Below are 24,548 nucleotides of genomic sequence, written 5' to 3' on the forward strand. Positions count from 1 at the left end.
ATTCTCCTTTTTCACCAAATATTATTTTGATTAACCGCGGTAATGCATTAAAATCTCAGACGCTAGGACGTCCGGGGTTTTACCCGTGGTATCGATCTTGGCATGAGCGAAATCATAAGCATGCTTGCGCTCCTCTATGAGGACGGTTAGTCTCTCCCTAGCCCCTCCGGCAAGCAGCGGCCTGCCCGGATCCTCGCCAACGCGCTTCAGAATGCTCTCCAGGTCAGCGGTTAGAGCAGCGACCCAGCCATGCTCCAGCATGACGGAGCGGTTCTCCTCGCGCAGAACGGCTCCTCCGCCGGTTGCCAGCACTACCCCGCCCTCTTGCAGAACCTGGCGCAGCAATGCGGACTCCATATCCCGGAAGTAGGGTTCGCCATGACTCGCAAACAGCTCAGGAATCGTGCACTTTGCTTCCTCCTCGATCCGCTGATCGAGATCGATCAGCCGATAACCAGCCATTTCGGCAAGTACGGCTCCTACCGTTGACTTGCCCGTGCCCATCATTCCTACCAGTATAATATTGTTTCTCATTCCACTCAATATTTCACCTACTTTATTCCTGTGCTGATGGCAAACTTTTTCATATCATAACACAGGCGCTAACATTTCGGCACACCTCATTATGAAATATTCAAAAAAGGCGCCAAAGAGCAAAACTGCTCTTGACGCCTTATGAATCAATTAATTAGAACCATTGATGATGGAATACGCCTTCTTTGTCAACGCGTTTGAACGTATGCGCCCCAAAGTAGTCGCGCTGTGCTTGCAGCAGGTTGGCCGGCAGGCGCTCCGTGCGATAGCTGTCATAGTAGGACAATGCGCTGGAGAAGCCAGGAACCGGAATGCCGCGGGAGACCGCTGCCGAGATCACTTGACGCCATGCATCCTGATACGTCTCCACGATGTTCTTGAAGTAAGGATCGAGAAGCAGATTCTTCAAGCCAGAATCGCGGTCGTAAGCTTCCTTGATGTTATGCAGGAATTGGGAACGGATAATGCAGCCGCCGCGGAAGATCATCGCGATGTTGCCGTATTTCAAATCCCAGCCATACTCGTCAGATGCAGCTCTCATTTGAGCAAAGCCTTGAGCGTAAGATACGATCTTGCTGGCGAACAAAGCTTTGCGAACATTTTCAATGAACTCCTGTTTATCACCGTCAAAAGAGCTGGCAGCCGGGCCGCTCAAAATTTTACTTGCGGCAACGCGCTCTTCCTTCATCGCAGACAAGAAGCGGGAGAATACAGATTCCGTAATCATGGACAACGGCACGCCGAGGTCAAGGGCGCTTTGGCTTGTCCATTTACCTGTTCCTTTCTGTCCGGCAGCGTCAAGGATGACGTCAACCATCGGTTTGCCGGTCTCTTCATCGTATTGTGAGAAGATGTCCGCCGTAATTTCGATCAAGTAACTGTCCAGCTCGCCTTTATTCCACTCGGTGAAAATTTCATGCAGTTCCTTGGCATCCAAGCCAAGCACGTCCTTCAGCAGGTGGTAAGCCTCGCCGATCAGCTGCATATCGCCGTACTCAATCCCGTTATGCACCATCTTGACATAGTGGCCTGCGCCATCCGGACCGATATATGTACAGCAAGGATCGCCGTTCACTTTAGCGGAAATAGCCGTAAGAATCGGCTCTACTAATTTATATGCGCTTTCCTGGCCTCCAGGCATGATCGAAGGGCCGTTCAATGCGCCTTCCTCACCGCCGGATACCCCTGTGCCGATAAAGCGGAAGCCCTTAGCTTCAAGCTCTTTGCTGCGGCGCTGCGTATCCGGGAAGTAGGCATTGCCTCCATCGATAATGATGTCGCCTTGATCCAGGTAAGGAAGGAGCTGCTCGATCGTTGCGTCGGTAGCTGGCCCTGCTTGTACCATGATCAGAATCTTGCGCGGTACTTCCAAAGAATTTACAAATTCTTCAACCGAGAATGTACCGACCACATTTTTGCCCTTTGCTTCGTTCGCGAGCATATCGTGAGTCTTCTCAGGGGAACGGTTATACACCGAGACGGTGAACCCTCTGCTTTCAATATTTAGGGCAAGGTTCTTACCCATAACGGCAAGGCCGATAACGCCAATTTGTTGTTTCGACATGGTCTCCATCCTTTGCATTCTATATTTTTTTCAATAATATCATTTTAACTCTTTGAAGTACAGAAGTGAACCCCTTCATCCAACTCTCATTTTATATTTAAAAACGGCCCTTCCAATGATCCGAAAGAGCCGTTTCAATCCTTGTTTATTGTTCGCATTGTCTCTCTTACCACTCCAGTTGGATTAATTGAATACGAAGCTTGCGCAGTTTCTCTTTGCAGTTCTCGATCAGCTCTTCGTCGCCGGATTTCATGGCGTCATACAAATGATCCAGCTCCTCGTCCAGCTTCTTCTGCAGGCTCTCAATCTGCTGTTCCGCCGATTGCGAGGCAAGCAGTTCCACGACTCGCTCCATGTCGAGCATAGGCCCTTTTTGAAAAATAACCCGATGCTCCACTCCGGTGATTTCCACCAAGCGGATGACCTCGCCAAACAGAATGCTCTCGATCAATATTTGCCGATCTTTAAACCGTTTGACGACCGCATGGCCGCGCAATTCTCCGATCAGCTTCTCGAACCATTCCGCCAGCTTGGCGTCCTTGATGACGTAATCGCCTGCCAGCTTGTATCCTTTCGCAAGACGCTGAAAACGCAGCTTGGTCAATTTGCGTCCTGTGCGTACGGAAATAATGAAGACCGATTCGTTCTCGCTCCAGTACAGCGAATATCCATCCTGGATCAGGTCGCGAATCAGCTGCTGAATGTGCCGGCGATCGAAACGGAGTTCCAGATTGCAGTATTCTACTTCGTAACTTTTATTCACGGCACTCCCTCCTTACCTTATCTTATACTTCATCTTATGTAGAGGTAACTTGGATTATTGATTATTTTTACCCGTTATGGGCCCATTGTGACGCAGAATAGGCTGAAAAAGTGTTATACTGGCAAGTAACGGCCGATACTGGCCGATAGAAAAACAAGCAAGATGCTGGAGGTTGCCATGATGAATTTTTCCGGCTTTACAAGCCAAGATTTCGATAGCTTGACCGTGCCAGGGCTTGAGCCGCGGATGGAAGCAATCATCGCGAATATCCGTCCTAAGCTCGACGCGCTTGGAGGAACGATTGCTCCTTATCTGTCCGCCTTATGCGGCGAAGAAATGTTCCCGCATGTCGCGAAGCACGCGAGACGGACGATCAATCCGCCCGAGGACACGTGGATTGCCTGGAGCAGCAGCAAGCGCGGCTACAAAGCGCTGCCCCATTTCCAGGTGGGTATGTTCTCCACCCATCTGTTCATTATTTTTGCGGTCATTTATGAAAGCCAGAATAAAGAAACCATCGCTAGGTATTTAGAGAAGCATGCGACCAAAGTGGGCAAGCTCGTGCCGGCGGATTTCTACTGGTCGACGGACCATATGAAGCCTGAGGGAACGCTCCACCGGGAGATGGATAAAGAGGAGCTGCTGCAAATGGCCGGCAAGCTCAAAACCGTGAAGAAATCCGAGCTGCTGTGCGGACTGCGCCTCGATCGGGATCAACCGCTTCTTCAAGACGGCGAAGGACTTACCCATAAGATCGAACAGACCTTCGAGACGTTAATGCCGCTCTACAAAGGGTCTTTCTAAAGCAAAGCATCCTTCCCGCGTCAAGCTCGGGGAAGGCTGCTTTTTGGCCGTGATATAATGATATGAACAAAGAACAGGACGCCCATCACGATGGCGCTGGCCATAAACGGTGCGGAGGGGCCGATCATATCCCACATTTTACCCGAGACGATCGGTCCGAATACCATCCCCGAGCCCTGAACCGTCAAGAACAAACCCCATACGGTCCCTTTCTCCCCCTCAGGCAGCATTTGGGAAATCATCGTATCCCATGTCGGCAAAATGCAGGCATAGCTGATCCCGATGAGGATGACGAGGATCCATACGACAGGAATAGTGCGCGTTACGGCAAATAGCCCGATCGCGACGGCAGCGAGCGCGAAGCCAATGTGCAGAAACCATTTGGTCCCGAAACGGTCCACCAGCCGGCCGATCGGAATCAGACCGATGACGGTGATGCCCCCTCCGGTAACGAGCAAGGCGCTGAAAGCTTCCGGCGATAAATCAAGCTCTGTCCTTACAAACAATGTGATGACCGGCGTAAGCAGCCCGATCGCAAAGGTCTGCAGGAAGAGCGCCGGGAATAATAAACGGCTGACATGCAGATTCTCTTTAATATGCCGGATCGATTGGAGAACGTTGTTCAGCACTCCCTTGGCTCCTCCTTCCCAGAGGGAAGGCTCCTCCGTTGATTGCTCCGCCGTAGTCTGGTTGTTCTTCATTTTGGCCCTGCCCGGCAGGAACATGGATACGATGACTACAATCCCCATCAAAGCAAGCAGCACCCAAAAGACCGACCGATAAGAACCGCCCACAAAAAAATTGATGATGACCGGGCCGGAACCTGTCCCGCCCAAACTGGAAATTTGGATGACTCCCATCGCGGTGCCGAAATTGTTATTCTCGCGCGTAACGGCGGAAATGCCCATCAGAACGCACGGCCATAGCGGAGCGGTGCCGATGCCGATCAGCGCACAGCCCAGGACAATCATGCCCATTGTATCCGCCATAGCGATAATCAGTACAGCACCAAACGTCAGCAGCAGCCCCATCATCATCGTCAGTCTAAAACCGACTCTCTCAATGAACCAGCCGGCCGGACTGCGAAATACGTTATCGCCAATATATTGAAGCGAGAAGGATAAACCGATTGCAAACGCGCTTAGATGCAGTACATCCCCCATGTATACAGGTAAAATCGATACGATTAATGCTCCCTTTACAAACTCTACCAGGAACATGATGATCCACAGGCAAATGAAAGTCGGGGTCAGCAGTTTCTTGCTTACGAGTTTGGTCGTTATTTCCACAGTCGTTCTCCCTTTTCTTCTCTTTATAATCGTAAAGTTATTTCTATTTTATCCTCTCCACTTGCATTCCACTCTCTTTTTGCTATACTCAATTTTGTTTAAAAATTTAGCATGGAAAGGCAGGGATGGCCTTCATGGATCATCAAGTCACACCGCTGTTTACCGCGCTTAAGAAACACGCGGCCGGCAATCCCGTTCAATTTCATATTCCTGGGCACAAAAAAGGACTTGGAACCGATCAGGAATTTCGAGAATTCATAGGTGATAATGCCCTTTCGATCGATTTGATCAACATTGCACCGCTCGACGATTTGCACCAGCCTACCGGCGTCATCGAAGAGGCTCAGAAGCTGGCAGCGGACGCGTTCGGTGCCGATTATACGTACTTCTCCGTTCAAGGAACGAGCGGCGCGATTATGACGATGATCCTGTCCATTTGTGCTCCTGGCGATAAAATCATCGTTCCGCGGAACGTGCACAAATCCGTCATGTCGGCAATTATTTTCGCTGGCGCCAAGCCGATCTTCGTCTCCCCTGCACAAGACGAGAACCTGGGGATCGACCACGGCATTACCACTTCTTCCGTAAGGAGAGCCCTGAAGCGCCATCCGGATGCCAAGGCGGTGCTGGTAATCAACCCGACCTACTTCGGCGTCTGCGCCAATTTGAAGGAAATCGTCGACCTCGCCCACAGCTTCAACGTTCCAGTACTCGTTGATGAAGCGCACGGGGTTCACATTCATTTCCATGAGGAGCTTCCAATGTCGGCGATGGAGGCAGGCGCCGATATGGCCGCGACAAGCGTGCATAAGCTGGGCGGATCGATGACGCAGAGCTCCGTGCTGAATTTGAACGTAAAGAACGGATACGTTAATCCACAGCGCGTTCAGACGATCATCAGCATGCTGACCACGACGTCCACCTCGTATGTGCTGCTCGCTTCACTGGACACGTCGAGAAGGAACCTGGCGCTGCACGGGCGGGAAATGATACAGCGCGCTCTGGATATGGCGCATCATGCCCGCCATGAAATCAATAAGATCGAAGGCTTGTACTGCTTCGGACGGGAGATTCTCGGCAGCGAGGCTACCTATGATCATGACCCAACCAAACTTACGATTCACGTCCGCCATCTTGGGATCACTGGCTATGAGACGGAGAACTGGCTCAGAGAGCACTACAATATCGAGGTAGAGCTCAGCGACATGTACAACATTCTCTGCTTCATTACCCCAGGGGATACGGAAGAAACCGTGGAAACCCTGCTTACGGCGCTGCGTGAATTGTCTAAATTGTATTATAAAGAAAATAATGCTAATGAGCTAATCGTAAAAATTCCGGAGATTCCTCAGCTCTCACTCATTCCGCGCGACGCGTTCTATGCGGATACTGAGGTCGTGCCGTTTAAAGAATCGGCAGGCCGGATCATTGCTGAATTCATCTATGTATATCCGCCAGGCATTCCGATTCTCCTGCCTGGAGAAGTCATATCCCAGGACAATATCGATTATATCGTCGATCATGTGGAGGTAGGACTTCCCGTGAAGGGGCCAGAAGACCGGTACATCAATCAGGTCAAGGTTATCGTCGAAGCCGACCCTATTTTCTAGCGCTTGCCACTTATATCCAGTGCTCATATCCAAAGAAGCTCCCCTAGCCGGGGAGCTTCTCTTCAATTCAGCTCATAGATCTATAGACAAGCATTCTACACTTCATCTTGACCGGAGACTAGCTCGTTGTAGGCCGCCTCCACTTGACGCCATTCGTCCTCATCTTCAATGTTGTAGAGAACCATTTCCTCGTTCTCTTCTTCCAGACGAAGGATGATGCCGTCCGCTTCCGGATTGTTCCGCTCAAGCAGCAACGCATATACTTTCTCAGCTACGTCGAATGTTTCGACGAGAACCATTTCCACGTCATTGCCTTCTTCGTCCGTCAGCGTGAGCACAAACTCCTCGTGCTCATGGTCGTGATCGTGTCCGCAGCCGCACGCTTCTCCGTGTTCATGCTTGTGATCGCTCATTGAAATACCTCGCTTTAAATTGTTTTGTTGGTTGTTTGGATGAACCTGTCAGTTTCCTCTCGTATCGTATCATTTTTTTACGGGGCAGGTCAATTCAGTATCGAGGCATTCATGGCGCAAAAATGAATTATTTCAGCACATTGATGCTTTTCTCCGACACGAGTACGAAATCGGAGTTGCCGGATGCCGGTTTCATATAGAAGCCGAGCGTATATTTGCCTGCGGTTTTGAAATCATACGTATAGTCGTCGGTAACGAAATAGAAGTTGCTGCCGGTGTCTTTAACGTCCTTGCTCTGGATCGTTCTGGAGGAACCGTCCGGGGCCGTAATCGCCACCCTGACAGCGGATATTTCCGTTCTCAAATTGTCGATTTGCGAGAATACGCTGAACTTGAGCTTGCCGGTCTTCTCGATATCGGAAAACACATCCTTGCCTTTAAATAAGAAAATATGCACGTTAGGCTTGTAATAATTAACCTTCTTCGTCGCTTCGTCATATTCAACCAGTCCCTCAAGCTCTCGGACCGGGACATAAGTTTTGCCATCGATCACATAGCCGCCATCTTCCACTTCACGGCCGTCCAAATACAGTTTTACCTTCTGGGTTGCCGAATCTGCAAACAGCATGGATCCGCCCGCAAGGGAGAATGCCAATACTAGTACCGCTACTCTTCTCCAATTCAAGTTCATCAATAGCCCTCCAATTGATTCATGTTGATGTTAATGTATACTCCTGCAAGCTGCCCAAGTTGCGGTGTTTTCTGCAAATCGCTCTTATTTTTTGCGAGAATGCAAGAGCTCCTTTCTCTTATTAGGGAAATCGTGTAAATTAGAAATGTATACCAAAGAACGTTAAGGAGGGAATCCGTTTGTCGCTTCGCCTTCAAATGCTTGGTACAGGCGGCGCTTTTGCCAAGCAATATTACAACAATAACGGACTGCTGTACGCAGACGGTTTTACGCTGCTGATCGACTGCGGAATCACGGCTCCGCTTGCGCTTCACCGGATCGGCAAGCCGATGGAAGCCATTGATGCCGTTCTGATCACTCATATTCACGGCGACCATGTCGGCGGATTGGAGGAATATGCTTTCCGCATGAAATACGGCCATGGACGAAAGCCTGTCCTCTACGTTCCTGAGCCACTGGCTGAACCGCTGTGGGAGAATACATTGAAAGGCGGGCTAGGCCAGGATGGCATCGAGACGCTAGAGGACGCCTTTCATGTCCATGTCCTTCGCGAAGGAGAGATCTCAGAGCTCGCGCCCGGCCTCTCGCTGGAAATCATGCGCACTCCGCATATACCCGGGAAGAACAGCTACTCTTTATACTTGAACGGCGAAATTTTTTACAGTGCGGATATGATCTTTCAGCCTGAGCTGCTGAAGGAGCTCGTATATCGGCGCGGCTGCCGCAAAATTCTGCATGAAGTGCAGTTGACGGGCCCCGGCCAGGTTCACACTACTCTGGCAGAGCTGCTGACCTTGCCCGCGGACATCCGGACGAAAATCTCGCTGATGCACTACGGCGACGAAATGGAAAGCTTTATCGGCCAGACGATGGAAATGGATTTCCTGCGCCAGCATGAAGTCTATAAATTATAGGGGCAGCGCATACTGTACGACAAAGCAGCCAAGGGGTACTTACCCCAAGGCTGCTTCTTCGCTTATTCTATTCGAATGTGGGCAGCGCATCCAAATTGTTGGATGGATCTCCGTCCGCATCGCCGCGGATATACATCTCACCGTCTTTTCCCTTGAACATGTTCACACCCGCAATGGCACCAGCATTTACTTCACTCAGCGCGTCCTCGTAATTCAATATACGGCCACTGGAGGTTTTGAACCGGGTCAAGTTGCCGTCCCCGTTCCTTTGAACCGCGATAAAAGTCTCTCTGCTGTCAACAGCCATCCTTCATCACATCTCCTTAATATACTGGGATTCCCAGCAGGGATGCCTTTAGTGTGGCCCGCAGCGGCTATATATATGAGGAGTGATGCCTATAAAGGCTTTTCCATGCGCACATGCAGAATACCTGCATCATAGAACGGCTCCGTTGAGATCGTCTCATAACCAAGCTTGGCATAAAATCCCTCGGCCTGGCACTGCGCGTCAAGAACGGACTTCGTCAGGCCCAGCTCTCTGGCCCGTTCTTCCATGGCGAGCAGCAATATTTTGCCGAGGCCCTGCGAACGGAACGGCTTCCGCACCGCAATCCGCTGCATTTTGGCGCTGTTATCTTTATAGTACGTAATTCTTCCCGTTGCCGCAGCCGTGCCTTCCATTTCAATCAGCACATGAGCAGCATCCGGGCTGATCACATCATATTCGTCGATTTCCAGATCGATCGGCACCTTCTGCTCCTCTACGAAAACTTCCTTGCGAATGTTCAAGCATTTCTCCAATTGCTCTTCCGAGTTAACGGCAATAATTACAGCAGCAGCCATTGATACCCCTCCCATGTTGCTTCATTACTCTGCAAACTGCATCATTATACAAAAAAAAGCTTTTCGTGTATAGTTGTAAAATAACTACGTTTTAATTAAACATCTACCCCGGAAGGAGTCACTATACCATGGTCGTTTTGACGATTGCTGCAGCCGTGCTAATATCCGTTATACTTATCGTTCCCATGTTCTACGCCATCAAGAAGGGTTATTCCCGGAAATGGGAGGATGATTAATTCTGATCACGGAGGGGTAATGACCTCTTTCGAATATACATGATCCCGCACGGATTTGCCGTATACCTTATCACGAACGGATTGGCCGAACCATGAAGGAAGCTTCTGCTGCCGCAGCATAGTTTCTTCACTTGGCTGTAATCCGCATCCGCTGGCCAGCAGCAGCAGGCTAACGGTGCCGACGGCAAAAACTATTTTAGCGGTGGCTTTACGAGGAAGTTGTGCAGCTTTCGCTAGCTTCTTGTGCTGCATGGTGTTCATCCTTTCTGTCGTGTTTCTTGGTGTTTCGGCCTTACTGCCTGCTAAATTTATTCTCGGCTGGAGCCGTATCCTTTATACGTAAAAAACGTCTTTCTGCATAATCTCTTATTATTTTAAAAAAAGGTTTGACAGAGTTCATGTAACCTGATATGATATTTCTTGTCTTCACTAATTGCATCTGATCTGTTAGCTCAGCTGGGAGAGCACCATCTTGACAGGGTGGGGGTCAGTGGTTCGAGCCCACTACAGATCATAACGAAATAACCCTTACGGCGTAAGGGTTATTTTCTTTCTCATTGCTTTAGAATTATGGTCATGAATTTGGTTTCAGATTACTCGGGGAATTTTTATAAAACGCATTAATCCCTTGATATGACTGGATCTACATTCGATTAAACCATAATGCTCATCCCCCGCTTCCCATCTTGACAGGGTGGGGGTCAGTGGTCAGCCCACTACAGATCATACTTAAAGTCCTTGCCTATTAAGGGCTTTTTTATTTTTTTCCATCCTCTCAATCCGAGCTTTCAGAGGCTTTGGGGACAAAGTGGGGACAAAAGGCTTGGGTTAGACGCTTAGATGGACTGAAATTGATTTATTTCTCTACAAACCCGGCCAGCAAAGATGAAGTGCACCCCTTAGTATTAGACATTGATATCCCCTTCGTTTTAATCGATGAATTCTAAGGAGTGCATTTCAACCCTGTCATTTTCTTGTTTTTTTGTACTTCATTAATTAGGCAATTTTAATTTCCTTAAGTATTTCCTCTATCCTTAATTTAAAACTATGATACTTGTCAGGCAGTACCCCAATTAAATTGGACAAATCTTGAAATAAAAAGTTCGTTACATCCTCAAATGTGTTAAGTAAGTCTAAAGTTTTCCCTAAAGTATACTCTGCAGATACACCAAGTTCTATTTCTAAAGTTATTGCCTTACAGTACATTGAAACTGCAGTAGCTGGAACCCTCCTAAGTTTATGAACCTCCGCTTCAATTTTGCATAGCGTTAACTCTTCTTGCTTTAACTTTCTATTTAACACAGCTTCTGTATAACTAATATCCTTAGTTATCTGATTTAAATCCAAATCTACTCTCTGTGATAAAGCATTAATCCCCGCATCTAATCCACTTGTAGCTTCTTCAATAAGTTTTGAGATCTCAGCTGAATGGATCTCATTTAGCTCGTTAAAATGTTCTTCTAATTCAGTTTTTACCTTATTTATAAACTTCTCATTTGAGTTTATTAATTCTTTTTTAATTACTTCTAACCCTTCCTTATTATTCCGATAGCTATTAAATACATTTAAACCAACAATTGCAATAATGGCAGAACCTAACCCTCCTAGTGCCCAATAAATTGTATTTAGTATTCTATCGTTATACTCTTTTTGATCAATGTAAAGCTGCTGATAAAATATACCCGACTGTTCAGCAATAATGGTTTCTTTCTCTTCATTGCTAGTAGCAATAACAGTTCCATAAGATGATGCTGATAAGACGAGATAAAGTAGTACTGTACAACATACAATTTTCTTCATAGCTTCCCCCGTATTATTATTTAATTATGGAGGTATTTCGACATCATTCCTAAATTTTCCTTCCATTCGGGTCAGTGGTTCGAGCCCACTACAGATCATACGGAAAGAACTCTTACGATTGTAAGGGTTCTTTCTTTCGTGAAAATATTCCCCTCTCATTTCTAGTTACTTCTCTTCTCCTCTCCATCTCAATTGCTATTGCTGAAAAGCAAAGAACAACAGTAAAGTTAATCACAAGGCAAAATTCGACAAAAAACTCTCCTAACACTGCAGAAAATTCCATATCTTGCCGATATCTTCCCATTAAAGAAACAATTTGTTCAGAGATTGTATAGATTCATAGTCTATAGTATTTTATTGGAATTGTTAGATTGTTACAGATGTTATTACACATGTAGGGAGAGCGCGATGAAAGTTATTCTTCTGGATGATGAAAGAATTGCACTGGACTATTTGGGACAACAGCTGCAGCAGATTCCCGGGATTGAAATTATGGGGAAGTTTACGGATCCGGCATTGGGGAAGCAAGAAATACTTGATCAACCTGTCGACCTCGTTTTTCTCGATATCCAATTGCCCGATGTGGATGGGATTCAGCTGGCGGAAGAAATTTTACAAATAAAGCCTGAATTAAAAATCGTGTTTGTGACGGGGTACGAAGCCTATGCGGTAAAAGCCTTTGAGCTCAATGCGCTGGATTACCTGCTCAAGCCGGTGAAAACCGAAAGATTAATGAATACGCTCCAGCGGATTGACCGGTCGCAGACGGCATTCGATTTGGATCGGCTTGCGCAGCAAAGTCAATCGCTGCAAATTAAAATGCTGGGCCAGTTTCAAATGATTCTCGATGAGAAGCAGCTGCCCCCTCTGCGCTGGCGGACGACCCGGGCTCAGGAGCTATTCCTGTATATGCTGCAATGCCGCGGCCAGTTTATTCGCAAGTCGACGTTGATTGAATTGCTCTGGCCCGAATATGAGCCGAGCCGGGCGTTTTCTTTGCTGTACACGGTCATTTACCATATTCGCAAAACCTTGGAGCAGTACGAGGACTATTTTTCACTTACGAACTCCGTTGATGGGTATATTTTAAATTTGAATAATGTTCTGGTCGATGTCGAGGAATGGGAGAACTTTATCATATCCAGCCCGCCTTTAACTAGTAAAACGATCGGCGAATATATCGGCATGATGAAATTGTTTAAAGACGATTACCTGAAGGAATACGACTACTGGTGGGCGGAAAGCGAGCGCCAGAGATTAAAGATGCTATGGCTGCGCGCCTCGTTCCGAATGGCTGAATGGTACATGTCGAGCCATCAGCAATCGAAAGCTGTGGAAAAATATTTGGAAATCTGCCATCAGCATCCTATCGCGGAAGAAGCGCATTTTGCGCTGATTAAAATTTTCGCGGGAAATAAAAATTCATTGGCTGTCCACCGGCAATACCGCCTGCTTGTCGCTATTTTATTAGAAGAGTTCAATGAACAGCCAAGTACATATATAACGGACTGGTACGACGATTGGAAACTGGAACACGAAGAATAACGCTTACAATCGTTGGCCAGCCGATTTTGCAATTTTGGAGCATTCAGACTAAACTCATGTAGTGTTCATGCTTCTTGACCCATTCGCCGATCTCGTCGTCTCTCATGGGCTTGCCGTAATAATAACCTTGCATCACATGGCAGCCAAGCTGGGTCAAAAACTCGATATGTTCCTGTGTCTCGACGCCCTCGGCAATGACATCAAGCTGAAGATGGTCAGCCATCATAATGATTGCGTTGATGATCGCCCTTTTGCTGGGGCTCTCTAAATCATTCGTAAATAGACGGTCCAGCTTTAGTGTATCGATGGGAATCCGGTCCAGCAGCCCGATCGAGGAATATCCGGTTCCGAAGTCATCCATGGATACCCGCACGCCTAGCTTACGCAGGCTTTGAAGCTGGCGGATAATGTCGTTGATATCGTACAATACCATCGACTCAGTGATCTCCAGCTCAAGCAGATGAGGAGCCAAGCCCACTTTATCAAGCACGCCCCGGACAAGTTCCTGCAAACTATCGGTTTGAAAGAGCCGAACCGACAGATTAACGGAAACCGGTTGTTGCAATCCCTGTGACTGCCACAGCTTGCACTGGCGGCAAGCCACCTCCAGCGTCCATCTTGTCATCGGGACGATGAGCCCGGTTCCTTCGGCGATTTGGATGAACTCTCCAGGGGCAACCAAGCCAAGACGCGGATGCTCCCAGCGGATCAGTGCCTCGAATCCGACCAGGCTGCTCGTTTTAACGTTCCATTTGGGCTGGTATACGATAAAGAACTGGTTTTTTTCCAGGGCAAGCTGTAAGTCTTTCTCAAGCTCCATTCTGCGTACCAATTGAAGGCCCATTTCTTCGCTGTAGAAGCAGAATTGATTTTTACCGAGCCCCTTTGCTTTGTACATCGCCGTATCTGCGGTCTTGAGCAGCACGGAGCGGTCAGAATCCCGAATCGAGCCGATGCTAATGCCGATACTGCCGGTGACATACAGCTCATTGCCTTCAATGTGATAAACCTGCTTAATGCTTTGCAAAATTTGTTGGGCCAGCTGTTCCGCCCGCTGAGGACTGCAATGCTTAATAATGAGCAGGAATTCGTCGCCGCCGATGCGGAATGCTTGCTGATCCTCACGGATGTACTTGCGAAGACGGATACCGACTTCCTGAATAAGCAGGTCCCCGATATTGTGGCCGAGCGTATCATTGATTGCCTTGAACTGATCCAAGTCGAGAAACAGAACGCCGATCTTCTCGGTGCCCACATGCGAATCGAAGAACCGGTTCATTTCGTTACGGTTCGGCAGCCCGGTAATCGCGTCCAGATAGGCCAGCCTCTCGAGTACGTGGCGGTCGAAGAAAAGCGCTCCCCAAGACACGAGCAGAATGATACAGATGACGACCGTCACACCAAACAGCAGGAACAAGTCCACGCCCGTCGAAGCTTGTGCCAGCATATCCACGGTTGTGGAATGCTCCATCATGGCTGCCTCCATTCCCGTGTAATGCATACCGCAAATTGCGATGCCCATCGTAGCTGCCGACAGCCATTTGGACCAGCTTGTCGAAGATTCACTGCGAAAACGGAGGAACAGGAATAACGCCGCATAGGAAGCTACTAAAGCAATGACAGCCGATAGCACCAACAACGTTTTATCGTAATAAATGTCAACCGGCATAATCATGGCTTCCATTCCCATGTAGTGCATCGTAACGACCCCGCTGCCCATGATGAAGCCGCCGATGGCGATGGTATGCCATTTAATATCCCGAGGGATCGTGATGTAAAATGCAATAAACGAAGAAATTATGCTGGCCAGCAGCGATCCTAATGTCAGCCAGACATCATAGCGAACCGTCATATGTATATGAAAAGCCAGCATTCCCACAAAATGCATCGACCATATGCCGTTGCCCATGACTAAGGAGCCCGCCAGAAGCCAGAAAAACCTAGTTTTCCCGTTAGCGAGAGAGATTTTTGCCGCTATGGTCAAAGCGGAATACGATGCCAATACTGCAATTATTACTGAGAGTGCCACAATATAGTAATTATAACTGCCTTCTATGTTCATTGATTCCCCCCCTTACCATATATATTAAGAGTATAGGCTCTACAAAAACTTGACAGCCCGGGAATCGCTTCGTGTATAGGTATTGTATAGTTGTCTTTGTTGTAATCGAATATGCAAAATACTAAAGAAAGGAGATTCATTCATGGAAGGTTCGGCTATTATCGAGTTTTGGAAAGGCCAGCTGCTCGAGCTTCAAACCCCGGAAGGAGTTATGTATAAGACGCAAATCATCCATCAGGTGAATAACCGGCTTTACATACAAAAACCAATCAACCGCATGAACCGTTATTTAACCTTGACCGGCAATATACCCGTAACGATCTTCTTTCATAGCGAGGAGCGGGTGCTATACTCTTTTGACACCGAGATAAGCTTGCAGCATAACCAGCTGTCATTCCCTGCTCCGCCCGCAAGCCGCATAAAAAAAGCACAAAGACGCCGCTTCTTCCGGGTTCCCGTCGAGGTGGAATTAAATTTGAATCTCAAACCGGCCGGACATCCGAACGATGACGAATTTATCAAGGTAACAACTAAGGATATTAGCGGAGGCGGATTATCCTTCCTTTGCAGCTTTGAAGTGGGGGTCGAAAAGCTTGTGGCGGGAATTATGCACCTGGAGACGAACAATTCCCAAAATACGGTCGAGTTTCATGGAAAGATTGTTAACTGTACAGAACTCCCGGACAATAACTTTAAAGTTTCGCTGGAATTTGTTCAAATGAAGGAATCCATCCGCTCCGACATTATTAAGTATTGTTTGTTTAAGCAGGTTGAAGCTAGAAACAAACTTAAAAATTATTCGCTATAAAAGGATTTAGTCCATTTTTGTCGAATAGTCCTATTTACCTACAACTGATAGACTACACTCTTTAGCCCCGAGGTGAACGAGAGCGATGGACGATTCCATACTGAACGCGAACTTTATCAATGATATTTCTTTTGACCATCTACACGACAACAAGCTATCTCTCGACAAATGGGATTGGATCATGATGGTGCTTAGCGGCAGTATTGGTGCTTTATGCGACCTGGTCATCGGACATCCTAAAGGCATGGATGAGCCGAAAATTACGAACAGCTCCTTCGGAGGGCTCGGAGAGCAGCTCAAGCAGTACGATTTAAAAAACAATCCCATTGACTATCAAGAACCGGGAGCGTTTGGCGGAGATCACCGGCTGTATTCCTACGGGCATGATCTATTTCGATTCTTCGAAGGCGTCCGGCAAACGATGTTTGGCGAATATGCCGGGGTCTCGTCCGTAGGTTGGGGCGAATTGGTCAAGGAGTTTCCGGAATACGAGCAGCTCGACTTCGGAACGGCCGTCATTGTCAATTTGCTGCACTTGTTTAAAGATTTTTGTACGGTACGCTCCTTGCCCATTCCCGGCATGACGATTCTCGCCAATTTGAACGGCGATCAAATGCCTGCCTTCGCGGAGAAGCTGTACATTGACCATGGTTTCAATTTGCGCATCGTTACAGGTCAAGCCTTAAGCGTTGCCGCTATCGAAGTCATGCTGAGAGTGTATATGTTCCTTCGCTATTTTAGTGCAGACGTGTCTAAAGAAGCGATCCGCTCCAAACGGAGCAAAATGCTGCTGTTCACGCATTCCTTCGCCATGCTGTTCAATCTCGGCAAGGTGGCGGTTACCAAGAATCCGTTTCTGCTCAATGTCCCCCAGCTCCTAATGATTGCGAAATACTGCTTCCAAATCGCTAAAGAGAGTATGGATTTGCGCAAGCAGCTTATTACCGCAAGGCACCTCTCCTTTGCTGGCCAAGAACGCGATCTGCTGGCCTTGTATGACAACGCTACCATGATGAGCGGCATACACAGCGCCTATGAGGAGTCCATTCAGGACTATGCGGACATAAAAGATAACCAGAGCATCATTGTATTTAACAACCATAAGATAGCGGAGCGAATCGATGATGTCACGGATTCCTACTCAGAGGTTCTTCGGCTGCTAGAACGACGCAAAGGTGAGTAACTGATGAGCAAGCAAATGACCGTACTTCAAAGCGAAATCGAAGATTTGGCGAAAATAAAAATAACCGATGAGATGCTGAGCAAAGTGGATATTTCCTCGCTCATTCCTAAAATTACCGAAGTCGTCGAACATCTGGACGATGCCCAGGACTCTTTGGACAAGCTCTCCGAGCAGGGCATGTTTAAAATGTGGTGGGGCTCTTTTACCGGGGGCAATGATAAGGTGCTTGCGAATGCCGAGAAGACACTGATCGAAAGCTCGAAAATGAATATCGGGCTGGCCATGCTTACGACGATGTACGCCAAGGTGATCAAGGACCAGCAAAACGTGCTGCATCGGCAGCAGCGGGAACTTAAAGAGCAGAACGATGCGATCCGGGAGCAGCAAGAGCATATCGAGCAGCTCTGGGGCATTAGCCATGAGCAGGCACAGCAAATCCTGGCCGTCATACGGGATCAGCAGACGATGATCGCTGAAGCCGAGCAGCGGCTCATGGAGCAATCCAGACAAGAACAGGAGCTCGGGAACGAGAAGCTGCAGCAGGAAATGAAAGAACATCGGGCAGTTTTGGAGATTTGGAAAAAGGAGCTGCTGGAGCAGCTCAGGCAAGAAATCGCCGATGAGCAGCAGAAGAAAGTCAAGGCGGCGGAGAAACTGATATTCCGCAAAATGCTGTGGTGGATCGGCGGCGCTCTGCTTGTCTCCTTGTCCGCCTCATATCTGATCAACACCATAAACCCTTGAAGCCATTGGCTCCAAAGGTTTTTTTGGTTTTGTTACGCCGTTACGTCCAAAGGAAGAATGATTACACCAAATACCACACAAGGGCGCTGAAACTATTTCCTTCCGCCGCATACTGAATGGACTGGACAGTAAATCTTCTATTCTCATACAGCCAGTCGTTGATCTCCTTCTCAAGATCACCAATATTTGTGTTGAAGAATGTTTTTACGCTATTTCTCTTCATCCTCATCACCTCCCCACCATCATCTTATTCGACATCCCAGCCCTGCAGGCCTGCTTGTATGCAAAGATATGCTAAATTGCTGGCTGCCCGCTTCCCTTCTTAGAAAAAAGCCCGGCAAGGATAAAATCATCAGAATGCAGCAAAATAACTAAACGTTGGTTAACGACCGCATAATGGAGGATAGCTTTCAGATGTCTAAATATACCCGATTGTTCATTCCGTTTCTGACATTGACCCTCGTCTTCCCCCTATTCCCACACCCACTGTCGGCCCGCCCTGCGTTCGGGCTCAAAGACAGGGCTTATTATGAGGAGCGCGGCGATATCGTGTGGGAGGTCCCGACCGAGGACAAATGCATTGCCTTTACGTTCGATGACGGTCCAGATCCCCGCCAGACGCTGCAAATTCTGGACGTGTTGGATCAATACAACGCCAAGGCGACCTTTTTCGTTGTTGGGGAACGGGTAGAGAAATACCCTGAAATCGTACAAATGCAGCTGGCTAAAGGCCATGAGATCGGCAATCACTCGTATCGGCATCCATCGTTTCAAAGCTTGAGCAAAAGCAATATGCAAAACGAAATCAGCAAGACCCAGCAGGCCATTTTCCAGGCCACGGGCTATAAGGCTGTGCTCTTTCGCCCCCCCGGCGGATTTTACAACGAAACGCTCATCAACGTCTCCAAAGAGAATAGTTTGAAATTCATCCTCTGGTCCTGGCACCAGGATACGAAGGACTGGCGATCCCCGGGCGTAAGTAAAATCGTCAGAAAAGTGCTCACGAACGCACGCAGCGGCGACATCGTCCTCATGCATGATTATGTGGCAAACAGCACACAAACCGTCGAAGCCCTTAAGCAGATCTTGCCCGAGCTCAAAAAACAGGGCTATTCCTTTGTAACCGTAACCGAGTTGATAACTCATAAAGTCCAGCCCGATCATAAGCTGAAAAAAGTCATTCACTGAACGCTCATTATAGCCAGGCGGAGAAGCTCACCCTTCTTCGCTGCTTTATTTTTTTCGGGTACTTAAAAATTTATTTATTAAAAATTAATTAATTGTGATTTAAATCACATATATTGTGAAATTAATCACTTATAATAAAGACATCAAAGATGATCATCCTTCAAACAAACATTAAAAAAAGAACATCACAATAAGGAGTGGTAATTATGTTTAACAACTTCCTCAGAACAAATAAATTTGCAATGTGGTTCCTGACCATCGTCCGGATTTATCTCGGCTTCCAATGGATGAAAGCAGGATGGGGCAAAATTACGGGAGGCTTTGATGCCGGAGGTTATCTGGCTGGAGCCATAGCCAAGAGCACCGGCGACAATCCGGCAGTGCAAGGCTGGTGGGCAGCATTTCTAGAACATGTCGCATTGCCTGGAGTAGACATCTTCAACGTCCTCGTCCCTTACGGTGAGTTTCTCGTCGGCATTGGCCTCATCCTCGGTACCTTCACTACCTTTGCAGCGCTGATGGGACTTGTGATGAACGCCGCGTTCCTCTTCTCGGGCACAGTGAGCACGAATGCGCAAATGCTCTTGCTTGAAGTACTGGTTGTCGTAGCAGCCGCCAATGCAGGAAAAATCGGACTCGACTACTACGTACTCCCTTACCTTCGCGGGCTGTTTAACAAAAGAAATACAGCAACTAAAGCGCAAGGCCCTGCCGGCAAGCCGCATTTGAAAGTCAACCACGGCGCATAACTGCCTAGGCTAGCATAAAAAACAACAAGGCTGTTCCTCAAGAAGAGGAGCAGCCTTTCTTTTGCCTGACAAACCAATATAAGTGCTTAGCTCAATCTGCCAAGCCATCAAAGACCGAGCGCTCATGCTTCGCAGGGTTAAAGCTCCCCCGCTCCCATACGAGCTGGAATGATTCTGGCGCGAAGTGCCAAGGCGGGCCCCCGTCCAGCTTGCCAAATACACGTTCGATCGATAAAATTTGTGATTCGTGCGCTGCGAGTGCTTTGGCCTTCGTCTCCTGCAGCCCCTCTCCCTTAAGCTCGAGCACAGATTCGGCCCCAGAGCTCCCCATTATGTTATAGTACAGCTTCTGGACAGAGCTGCACGCCCCGCTGAACACCGCTGTATTTACCGCATGATGAATGGCGATATGATCGGAATGGCCGGAAATGCCGTCCGCCGGAAAAGTAACGACCACCTCAGCCCGATGTTTATTCAGAAACGCGGCAATTTTATCGACAAGCACTTCCTGCTTCACTTCACGCAGCTTGCCGTCTCCCAGATCCAGCTGCTCGATTTCCGCGATGCCCAAAATGTCCCCGGCCTGCTGAAGCTCCTGGTCGCGAATGCCCGCCAGTTGCTCCGAAGTCATGGCTCCGAGCCTGCCGCTTTTCCCCGCTTCTCCCCTCGTTGCCGTCAGCAGCACCGCCTTATCTCCCCCATCCGCAATCTGCCGAATCAGATAAGCGCAGCCAAAAGTTTCATCGTCGGGATGCGCATAAATAAAGCCAACCGTTCTGTTCATAAACTCGTCTCCTTAAATATCCTGTAGATTTTCGTTAATATACTTACTATACTTTAATATTGACTAAGTAGTTGAAATTCACTACAATGCAGAAGAATCCAATATAGATAGGTGATCATAATGAGCAAAACCGCATACCGCGTGTTACTATATTATAAATTTACACACATCGAATCTCCAGAAGTATTTACCGCGGAGCATTTGCAGTATTGCAAAGACCTCGGCCTCAAAGGACGTATCCTCATCGCTTCCGAAGGCATTAACGGAACGGTGTCCGGAACGATAGAACAAACGGAGAAATACATGAACGATATGCGGGCCAACCCGCTATTCCACGACATCGTCTTCAAAATCGATGAAGTAGAAGGCCATGCCTTCAAAAAAATGTTCGTTCGCCACAAGAAAGAGCTGGTTACTTTCCGTTACGAGCATGAATTAGACCCGAACGAAATCAGCGGCAAACGGCTGTCTCCTGTCGAATTCCACGAGCAATTGCAGCAGGAGGACGTCATCGTCATCGACGGCCGCAACGACTACGAATATGATATCGGCCATTTTCGCGGCGCCATCCGTCCGGAAGTAGAATCCTTCCGCGAGTTCCCGGAGTGGATACGCGAGAACCTGGGCCAATATAAGGATAAGAAAATTTTGACTTATTGTACAGGGGGAATCCGTTGTGAGAAATTGACCGGCTTCCTGCTGCACGAGGGCTTTACGGACGTAGCCCAATTAGAGGGCGGAATCGTCACTTATGGCCAAGATCCCGAAGTAAAGGGACATTTATTTGACGGCAAATGCTATGTGTTCGACGAGCGGATTTCCGTGCCGATCAACCGCACCGATGAGGATATCGTTATTGCGAGCTGCTACCATTGCGGAGAGACGAATGACCGCTATATTAACTGTCCCGTGTGCAATCTCCAGCACGTCTGCTGCGAAGCCTGCGAAGAAGAGCATCACGGATTCTGCAGCAGCGAATGCAAAGAAGCCGTACACACTGCAACCAACGGCTAATGTCATTCTAGCAAGGAGTGTCACGATGAACCAAATCAAAGAGCTGCCGACGAGGGAACGGATTTTGCACATGATGAAAACATCCGGCCCTCTTAGCGCCAAAGAAATTACGTCCGAGCTGCAGATTACGGAAATGGCGGTAAGGCGACATCTCGGCACGATGGAGCGTGACGGGCTGATCGAATCCAAGATGACCCGGCAGACGATGGGCAGACCCACCTCGGTATTCGGGCTTACAGAACTGGCCGAAAGTCTTTTTCCAAAAAATTATCATACATTGACCCTTGATCTGCTGGGAGAGCTCGAAAATGAGAACGGTGAGGATACGATCAGACTGCTCTTCGAGAAGCGCCGGGATAAGCTGAAGCTGCAGTACCAGACAAGCATGGAAGGCATTCCCTTTGCCGATAAAGTAAAGAAGCTGGCTCAAATTCAGAACGAGAACGGCTATATGACCGAATGCGAGCAAAATGATGATGGGGATTTTGTACTGAAGGAGCATAACTGTCCGATTTCGCAAATCGCAAACCGCTACAACCACGCCTGCGACTGCGAACTAAGCTTGTTCAAATCGCTGCTGAATACAGAGGTTGAGCGCACGGAATGCCTGGCGCAAGACGGAAAAAGATGCATTTATGTTATTTCCAATCCTGAATAAGAAAATAGAAAAACGATAATATGTAAAAAACCTTCGGAGCCGTCGATTTTCAGCGCCGAAGGTTTTCTTTTGCCTGCAATTGGGTATGATTAAACAGGGAACATCACTCTATATCATTAAAAGCCCGAAGCTCCTCCTCAATCGTCTGCCTAATCAGCTGCACGCACTCCTCAACCGTCTTGGCAAATACCCGCTTGCCATTGACCATCGCATAGGGCCTTAGCTTGCAGAGGCCGCACAAATTGAGGCAGTCGAGGCGGAGAACAGCTATCTCGGGATATTCTTCTTCCAGTTGCTCCAGCTCTACCGAGCTGAGCAGATTGCTATCGCATACTTCTACAACGACGATTCCCAAGCCCACCGTAGGTCACCTCAAATGTACGTTTTCGTTACAGTTCAATTATTATGATGAACGTCCTACCATTTGTCAATACTATCTACCCATTTAATATACTTAACATACATATAAGTTGACTAAGTGTTCGTAAATATTTATAATGATGATTGTGAGAAATAAAGGGCACTACATATACACTAGAGAGGATGATTTAAATTATGGCACATCAATTACCTGCTCTACCTTACCCGAATAACGCACTTGAACCACATATCGACGAACAAACGATGATGATTCACCATGATCGCCATCACAATACTTATGTAACGAACCTGAACGCGGCACTGGAGTCCGCTCCTGAGCTTCAATCCAAATCTCTGGAAGACCTGATCGCCGATCTGGACAGCGTTCCTGAGAGCATCCGCACAGCGGTTCGCAACAACGGCGGCGGACACGCCAACCACTCCCTGTTCTGGGAAACAATCGGACCAAACGGTGGCGGGCAGCCTTCCGGCAAGCTTGCTGATGCAATCAACAACGAGCTTGGCGGCTTCGACAAGTTCAAGGAAGATTTTGCGAAAGCAGCTACGACTCGTTTCGGCAGCGGCTGGGCATTCCTTGCGGTAGACAACGGCAAATTGTCCGTATACAGCCTGCCTAATCAGGATTCCCCAATCATGGAAGGCAAAACTCCAATCCTAGGCCTGGACGTATGGGAGCACGCTTACTACCTGAAGTACCAAAACAAACGCCCTGACTACATCGCAGCTTTCTTCAACGTCATCAACTGGTCTGAAGTTGAGAAACGTTATGAAGCAGCTCTTAACAAATAATCTAGTCATCGCAAAGACAAAGACGGACGTCTCTTTACCGAGATGTCCGTCTTTTGTATTGTGTATTCGTGTTTATGTACGTTCTGCTTTCCTCTGCACCGATTCGCGGACGATCAACGTTGGCGCGATACTCCAGCGGACCGCTTCCCGCGAGGGTTCAGGCAATGAAAGCAGCAGCGTCGCTGCAGCATCACACATTCGCTCCTTCTCTACGCGCATCGTCGTTATATTCACGCCCGAGCTGCTGTCATACTGGAGATCATCATAGCCTGCAATCGAAATGTCCCCAGGCACGGCGATATTCCGTTTCTGGAGCACCTCGGCCAATATATAGGCAATGCGGTCGTTGCCGCAAAAAAATGCGCTGGGCAGCTCGGTCAGCCCCGACAAAAAGGAGGATATTTCCTCTACCGTATAATCATATCCTTCCGAAGACGTCAAGCAATACTCCCCTTTTACCTTCAGTCCTCCGCTCTGCATCGCCTTCCAATACCCCAGCCAGCGCTCTTCATGACTAGTCGTCAAATTGACAGGGCCGATGAACCCGATTTCAGTATGCCCGCACTCCATCAGATAGGATACCGCTTCACATGCCCCCTCCATATTAGCCGAAGTAACGACCGGACAAGGCAGCTCCCGGTGATAGGAATCCATCATCACGAGCCGGACCTGCTGCTCCCAGACAAGACGTGTATATTCTGGACGTGTAATTCCAAACAATATAACGCCCCGGTAAGAAATATCCGTGAACAGGCGCGGCAGCTTAAGGTGCTGCTCGGATTCGCGGTCAATCGGCGCGATGACAGCGTTGAAGCCTTTGCTGCGTATGCTCTTCTCAAGCCCCCAAATCATGTCGTGATAAAATTGAAAATGATCGTTGTCCTGGTAGCTCATAATCCGCTCCGGCACGAGCACGAGAATATTGAATTCACCGCTGTCGCTAACGGCATAAGGGCCGTATCCCATTTCCTTAGCTGTATGGATAATGCGATTGCGCAATTCCTCGCTTACCCCCTTCTTATTCGTCAGGGCCAGCGATACGGCATTTTTGGAAATTTCCAGCTTGTCGGCAATATCCTGCATAGATATTTTCTTTCTTTGGGCCATTCTTTTCAACCCTCTCAAAACATGATAAACTTAACCTAAATATACTTTACAAAAAATAATTTTGTCAAGTTTGTA

At 48.1% G+C, this 24,548-nt stretch carries 27 protein-coding genes and 1 tRNA gene; 13 read left to right on the forward strand and 15 right to left on the reverse strand.

Annotated features, from left to right (window positions below; translation table 11 throughout):
• Window positions 1–30 precede the first annotated feature (30 nt).
• The 3 genes from ACYUJT_RS13190 to ACYUJT_RS13200 all read right to left on the reverse strand — a co-directional run bounded on the left by ACYUJT_RS13190 (window position 31) and on the right by ACYUJT_RS13200 (window position 2,861).
• Window positions 31–534 (reverse strand): shikimate kinase, encoded by a 504-nt coding sequence (locus ACYUJT_RS13190; protein ID WP_460322722.1) that lies wholly within the window; start codon window positions 532–534, stop codon window positions 31–33.
• A 154-nt stretch (window positions 535–688) separates the two neighbouring features.
• Window positions 689–2,098: an NADP-dependent phosphogluconate dehydrogenase gene (gndA, locus tag ACYUJT_RS13195; RefSeq protein ID WP_460322725.1), complete on the reverse strand. Its 1,410-nt coding sequence runs from the start codon at window positions 2,096–2,098 to the stop codon at window positions 689–691.
• 166 nt (window positions 2,099–2,264) lie between these two features.
• On the reverse strand, window positions 2,265–2,861 hold the full coding sequence (locus ACYUJT_RS13200; RefSeq protein WP_460322728.1) for a hypothetical protein: 597 nt from the start codon (window positions 2,859–2,861) through the stop codon (window positions 2,265–2,267).
• A gap of 180 nt (window positions 2,862–3,041) precedes the next feature.
• On the opposite strand from ACYUJT_RS13200, the gene ACYUJT_RS13205 reads away from it, so the two are divergent.
• Window positions 3,042–3,665, forward strand: a complete 624-nt coding sequence (locus tag ACYUJT_RS13205; RefSeq protein ID WP_460322731.1) for a DUF1054 domain-containing protein — start codon at window positions 3,042–3,044, stop codon at window positions 3,663–3,665.
• A gap of 20 nt (window positions 3,666–3,685) precedes the next feature.
• Here ACYUJT_RS13205 and ACYUJT_RS13210 read toward each other — a convergent pair whose 3' ends face one another.
• The gene (locus ACYUJT_RS13210) at window positions 3,686–4,954 is read right to left on the reverse strand and encodes an MFS transporter (protein WP_460322733.1); all 1,269 of its coding nucleotides are present in this window, start codon (window positions 4,952–4,954) and stop codon (window positions 3,686–3,688) included.
• A gap of 134 nt (window positions 4,955–5,088) precedes the next feature.
• Here ACYUJT_RS13210 and ACYUJT_RS13215 point away from each other — a divergent pair, with 134 nt between their 5' ends.
• Window positions 5,089–6,564 carry an aminotransferase class I/II-fold pyridoxal phosphate-dependent enzyme gene (locus ACYUJT_RS13215; RefSeq protein ID WP_460322735.1) on the forward strand — a complete coding sequence of 492 codons (1,476 nt, stop codon included), beginning with the start codon at window positions 5,089–5,091 and terminating at the stop codon, window positions 6,562–6,564.
• A 95-nt stretch (window positions 6,565–6,659) separates the two neighbouring features.
• On the opposite strand, the gene ACYUJT_RS13220 is transcribed toward ACYUJT_RS13215, so the two are convergent.
• Window positions 6,660–6,977 carry a DUF1292 domain-containing protein gene (locus ACYUJT_RS13220; RefSeq protein WP_055107530.1) on the reverse strand — a complete coding sequence of 106 codons (318 nt, stop codon included), beginning with the start codon at window positions 6,975–6,977 and terminating at the stop codon, window positions 6,660–6,662.
• Between the two features lie 127 nt (window positions 6,978–7,104).
• On the reverse strand, window positions 7,105–7,662 hold the full coding sequence (locus tag ACYUJT_RS13225; protein ID WP_460323309.1) for a copper amine oxidase: 558 nt from the start codon (window positions 7,660–7,662) through the stop codon (window positions 7,105–7,107).
• A gap of 185 nt (window positions 7,663–7,847) precedes the next feature.
• On the opposite strand from ACYUJT_RS13225, the gene ACYUJT_RS13230 reads away from it, so the two are divergent.
• Window positions 7,848–8,582 (forward strand): MBL fold metallo-hydrolase, encoded by a 735-nt coding sequence (locus ACYUJT_RS13230; protein WP_460322739.1) that lies wholly within the window; start codon window positions 7,848–7,850, stop codon window positions 8,580–8,582.
• A gap of 67 nt (window positions 8,583–8,649) precedes the next feature.
• Here the strand turns inward: ACYUJT_RS13230 and ACYUJT_RS13235 are convergent, their stop codons facing one another.
• The 3 genes from ACYUJT_RS13235 to ACYUJT_RS13245 form a co-directional block, all read right to left on the reverse strand.
• Window positions 8,650–8,889 carry a DUF3892 domain-containing protein gene (locus ACYUJT_RS13235; RefSeq protein WP_460322741.1) on the reverse strand — a complete coding sequence of 80 codons (240 nt, stop codon included), beginning with the start codon at window positions 8,887–8,889 and terminating at the stop codon, window positions 8,650–8,652.
• Window positions 8,890–8,978: 89 nt separating this feature from the next.
• Window positions 8,979–9,425, reverse strand: coding sequence for a GNAT family N-acetyltransferase (locus tag ACYUJT_RS13240; protein ID WP_460322744.1), 447 nt, complete (start codon window positions 9,423–9,425; stop codon window positions 8,979–8,981).
• A 242-nt stretch (window positions 9,426–9,667) separates the two neighbouring features.
• The gene (locus tag ACYUJT_RS13245) at window positions 9,668–9,913 is read right to left on the reverse strand and encodes a hypothetical protein (protein ID WP_460322746.1); all 246 of its coding nucleotides are present in this window, start codon (window positions 9,911–9,913) and stop codon (window positions 9,668–9,670) included.
• A 189-nt stretch (window positions 9,914–10,102) separates the two neighbouring features.
• On the opposite strand from ACYUJT_RS13245, the gene ACYUJT_RS13250 reads away from it, so the two are divergent.
• Window positions 10,103–10,175, forward strand: a tRNA-Val gene (locus ACYUJT_RS13250).
• A gap of 482 nt (window positions 10,176–10,657) precedes the next feature.
• On the opposite strand, the gene ACYUJT_RS13255 is transcribed toward ACYUJT_RS13250, so the two are convergent.
• A complete protein-coding gene (locus ACYUJT_RS13255) occupies window positions 10,658–11,461 on the reverse strand; it encodes a hypothetical protein (RefSeq protein ID WP_460322748.1) in 804 nt (267 codons plus the stop codon).
• Between the two features lie 408 nt (window positions 11,462–11,869).
• Between ACYUJT_RS13255 and ACYUJT_RS13260 the strand changes: the two genes are divergently transcribed.
• Window positions 11,870–13,006: a response regulator gene (locus tag ACYUJT_RS13260; RefSeq protein WP_460322751.1), complete on the forward strand. Its 1,137-nt coding sequence runs from the start codon at window positions 11,870–11,872 to the stop codon at window positions 13,004–13,006.
• Between the two features lie 43 nt (window positions 13,007–13,049).
• Here the strand turns inward: ACYUJT_RS13260 and ACYUJT_RS13265 are convergent, their stop codons facing one another.
• A complete protein-coding gene (locus ACYUJT_RS13265) occupies window positions 13,050–15,068 on the reverse strand; it encodes a bifunctional diguanylate cyclase/phosphodiesterase (protein ID WP_460322753.1) in 2,019 nt (672 codons plus the stop codon).
• Window positions 15,069–15,210: 142 nt separating this feature from the next.
• Between ACYUJT_RS13265 and ACYUJT_RS13270 the strand changes: the two genes are divergently transcribed.
• From ACYUJT_RS13270 to ACYUJT_RS13280, 3 genes are all read left to right on the forward strand, one after another.
• Entirely contained in the window at window positions 15,211–15,876 is a 666-nt protein-coding gene (locus ACYUJT_RS13270; RefSeq protein ID WP_460322755.1) for a flagellar brake protein, read from the forward strand.
• An 85-nt stretch (window positions 15,877–15,961) separates the two neighbouring features.
• A complete protein-coding gene (locus ACYUJT_RS13275; RefSeq protein ID WP_460322758.1) occupies window positions 15,962–17,059 on the forward strand; it encodes a hypothetical protein in 1,098 nt (365 codons plus the stop codon).
• Between the two features lie 3 nt (window positions 17,060–17,062).
• Window positions 17,063–17,803 carry a hypothetical protein gene (locus tag ACYUJT_RS13280; protein WP_460322761.1) on the forward strand — a complete coding sequence of 247 codons (741 nt, stop codon included), beginning with the start codon at window positions 17,063–17,065 and terminating at the stop codon, window positions 17,801–17,803.
• 61 nt (window positions 17,804–17,864) lie between these two features.
• Here ACYUJT_RS13280 and ACYUJT_RS13285 read toward each other — a convergent pair whose 3' ends face one another.
• Window positions 17,865–18,026 carry a hypothetical protein gene (locus ACYUJT_RS13285; RefSeq protein WP_154674770.1) on the reverse strand — a complete coding sequence of 54 codons (162 nt, stop codon included), beginning with the start codon at window positions 18,024–18,026 and terminating at the stop codon, window positions 17,865–17,867.
• 191 nt (window positions 18,027–18,217) lie between these two features.
• Here ACYUJT_RS13285 and ACYUJT_RS13290 point away from each other — a divergent pair, with 191 nt between their 5' ends.
• Entirely contained in the window at window positions 18,218–18,991 is a 774-nt protein-coding gene (locus ACYUJT_RS13290) for a polysaccharide deacetylase family protein (RefSeq protein ID WP_460322764.1), read from the forward strand.
• A gap of 206 nt (window positions 18,992–19,197) precedes the next feature.
• A complete protein-coding gene (locus ACYUJT_RS13295) occupies window positions 19,198–19,740 on the forward strand; it encodes a DoxX family protein (RefSeq protein ID WP_460322767.1) in 543 nt (180 codons plus the stop codon).
• 91 nt (window positions 19,741–19,831) lie between these two features.
• Here the strand turns inward: ACYUJT_RS13295 and ACYUJT_RS13300 are convergent, their stop codons facing one another.
• On the reverse strand, window positions 19,832–20,524 hold the full coding sequence (locus ACYUJT_RS13300; protein WP_460322770.1) for a PIG-L deacetylase family protein: 693 nt from the start codon (window positions 20,522–20,524) through the stop codon (window positions 19,832–19,834).
• A 120-nt stretch (window positions 20,525–20,644) separates the two neighbouring features.
• On the opposite strand from ACYUJT_RS13300, the gene trhO reads away from it, so the two are divergent.
• Together trhO and ACYUJT_RS13310 are read left to right on the forward strand one after the other, a co-directional pair.
• Window positions 20,645–21,538, forward strand: coding sequence for an oxygen-dependent tRNA uridine(34) hydroxylase TrhO (gene trhO, locus ACYUJT_RS13305; protein WP_460322773.1), 894 nt, complete (start codon window positions 20,645–20,647; stop codon window positions 21,536–21,538).
• Window positions 21,539–21,563: 25 nt separating this feature from the next.
• Entirely contained in the window at window positions 21,564–22,196 is a 633-nt protein-coding gene (locus tag ACYUJT_RS13310; RefSeq protein ID WP_460322776.1) for a helix-turn-helix transcriptional regulator, read from the forward strand.
• 103 nt (window positions 22,197–22,299) lie between these two features.
• Here the strand turns inward: ACYUJT_RS13310 and ACYUJT_RS13315 are convergent, their stop codons facing one another.
• A complete protein-coding gene (locus ACYUJT_RS13315) occupies window positions 22,300–22,557 on the reverse strand; it encodes a YuzB family protein (protein ID WP_460322778.1) in 258 nt (85 codons plus the stop codon).
• A 194-nt stretch (window positions 22,558–22,751) separates the two neighbouring features.
• On the opposite strand from ACYUJT_RS13315, the gene ACYUJT_RS13320 reads away from it, so the two are divergent.
• Window positions 22,752–23,366, forward strand: a complete 615-nt coding sequence (locus tag ACYUJT_RS13320) for a superoxide dismutase (RefSeq protein WP_460322781.1) — start codon at window positions 22,752–22,754, stop codon at window positions 23,364–23,366.
• A gap of 72 nt (window positions 23,367–23,438) precedes the next feature.
• On the opposite strand, the gene ACYUJT_RS13325 is transcribed toward ACYUJT_RS13320, so the two are convergent.
• The gene (locus tag ACYUJT_RS13325) at window positions 23,439–24,473 is read right to left on the reverse strand and encodes a LacI family DNA-binding transcriptional regulator (protein ID WP_460322784.1); all 1,035 of its coding nucleotides are present in this window, start codon (window positions 24,471–24,473) and stop codon (window positions 23,439–23,441) included.
• Window positions 24,474–24,548 lie beyond the last annotated feature (75 nt).

The sequence above is a fragment of the Paenibacillus sp. YSY-4.3 genome, assembly GCF_054767475.1.

Excerpts from the sequence above, each read along its gene's own strand:
- ACYUJT_RS13190 (WP_460322722.1), bottom strand. The coding sequence starts at position 534 with ATGAGAAACAATATTATACTGGTAGGAATGATGGGCACGGGCAAGTCA.
- gndA (WP_460322725.1), bottom strand. The coding sequence starts at position 2,098 with ATGTCGAAACAACAAATTGGCGTTATCGGCCTTGCCGTTATGGGTAAG.
- ACYUJT_RS13205 (WP_460322731.1), top strand. The coding sequence starts at position 3,042 with ATGAATTTTTCCGGCTTTACAAGCCAAGATTTCGATAGCTTGACCGTG.
- ACYUJT_RS13215 (WP_460322735.1), top strand. The coding sequence starts at position 5,089 with ATGGATCATCAAGTCACACCGCTGTTTACCGCGCTTAAGAAACACGCG.
- ACYUJT_RS13220 (WP_055107530.1), bottom strand. The coding sequence starts at position 6,977 with ATGAGCGATCACAAGCATGAACACGGAGAAGCGTGCGGCTGCGGACAC.
- ACYUJT_RS13235 (WP_460322741.1), bottom strand. The coding sequence starts at position 8,889 with ATGGCTGTTGACAGCAGAGAGACTTTTATCGCGGTTCAAAGGAACGGG.
- ACYUJT_RS13240 (WP_460322744.1), bottom strand. The coding sequence starts at position 9,425 with ATGGCTGCTGCTGTAATTATTGCCGTTAACTCGGAAGAGCAATTGGAG.
- ACYUJT_RS13245 (WP_460322746.1), bottom strand. The coding sequence starts at position 9,913 with ATGCAGCACAAGAAGCTAGCGAAAGCTGCACAACTTCCTCGTAAAGCC.
- ACYUJT_RS13255 (WP_460322748.1), bottom strand. The coding sequence starts at position 11,461 with ATGAAGAAAATTGTATGTTGTACAGTACTACTTTATCTCGTCTTATCA.
- ACYUJT_RS13260 (WP_460322751.1), top strand. The coding sequence starts at position 11,870 with ATGAAAGTTATTCTTCTGGATGATGAAAGAATTGCACTGGACTATTTG.
- ACYUJT_RS13265 (WP_460322753.1), bottom strand. The coding sequence starts at position 15,068 with ATGAACATAGAAGGCAGTTATAATTACTATATTGTGGCACTCTCAGTA.
- ACYUJT_RS13270 (WP_460322755.1), top strand. The coding sequence starts at position 15,211 with ATGGAAGGTTCGGCTATTATCGAGTTTTGGAAAGGCCAGCTGCTCGAG.
- ACYUJT_RS13275 (WP_460322758.1), top strand. The coding sequence starts at position 15,962 with ATGGACGATTCCATACTGAACGCGAACTTTATCAATGATATTTCTTTT.
- ACYUJT_RS13280 (WP_460322761.1), top strand. The coding sequence starts at position 17,063 with ATGAGCAAGCAAATGACCGTACTTCAAAGCGAAATCGAAGATTTGGCG.
- ACYUJT_RS13285 (WP_154674770.1), bottom strand. The coding sequence starts at position 18,026 with ATGAAGAGAAATAGCGTAAAAACATTCTTCAACACAAATATTGGTGAT.
- ACYUJT_RS13290 (WP_460322764.1), top strand. The coding sequence starts at position 18,218 with ATGTCTAAATATACCCGATTGTTCATTCCGTTTCTGACATTGACCCTC.
- ACYUJT_RS13295 (WP_460322767.1), top strand. The coding sequence starts at position 19,198 with ATGTTTAACAACTTCCTCAGAACAAATAAATTTGCAATGTGGTTCCTG.
- ACYUJT_RS13300 (WP_460322770.1), bottom strand. The coding sequence starts at position 20,524 with ATGAACAGAACGGTTGGCTTTATTTATGCGCATCCCGACGATGAAACT.
- trhO (WP_460322773.1), top strand. The coding sequence starts at position 20,645 with ATGAGCAAAACCGCATACCGCGTGTTACTATATTATAAATTTACACAC.
- ACYUJT_RS13310 (WP_460322776.1), top strand. The coding sequence starts at position 21,564 with ATGAACCAAATCAAAGAGCTGCCGACGAGGGAACGGATTTTGCACATG.
- ACYUJT_RS13320 (WP_460322781.1), top strand. The coding sequence starts at position 22,752 with ATGGCACATCAATTACCTGCTCTACCTTACCCGAATAACGCACTTGAA.
- ACYUJT_RS13325 (WP_460322784.1), bottom strand. The coding sequence starts at position 24,473 with ATGGCCCAAAGAAAGAAAATATCTATGCAGGATATTGCCGACAAGCTG.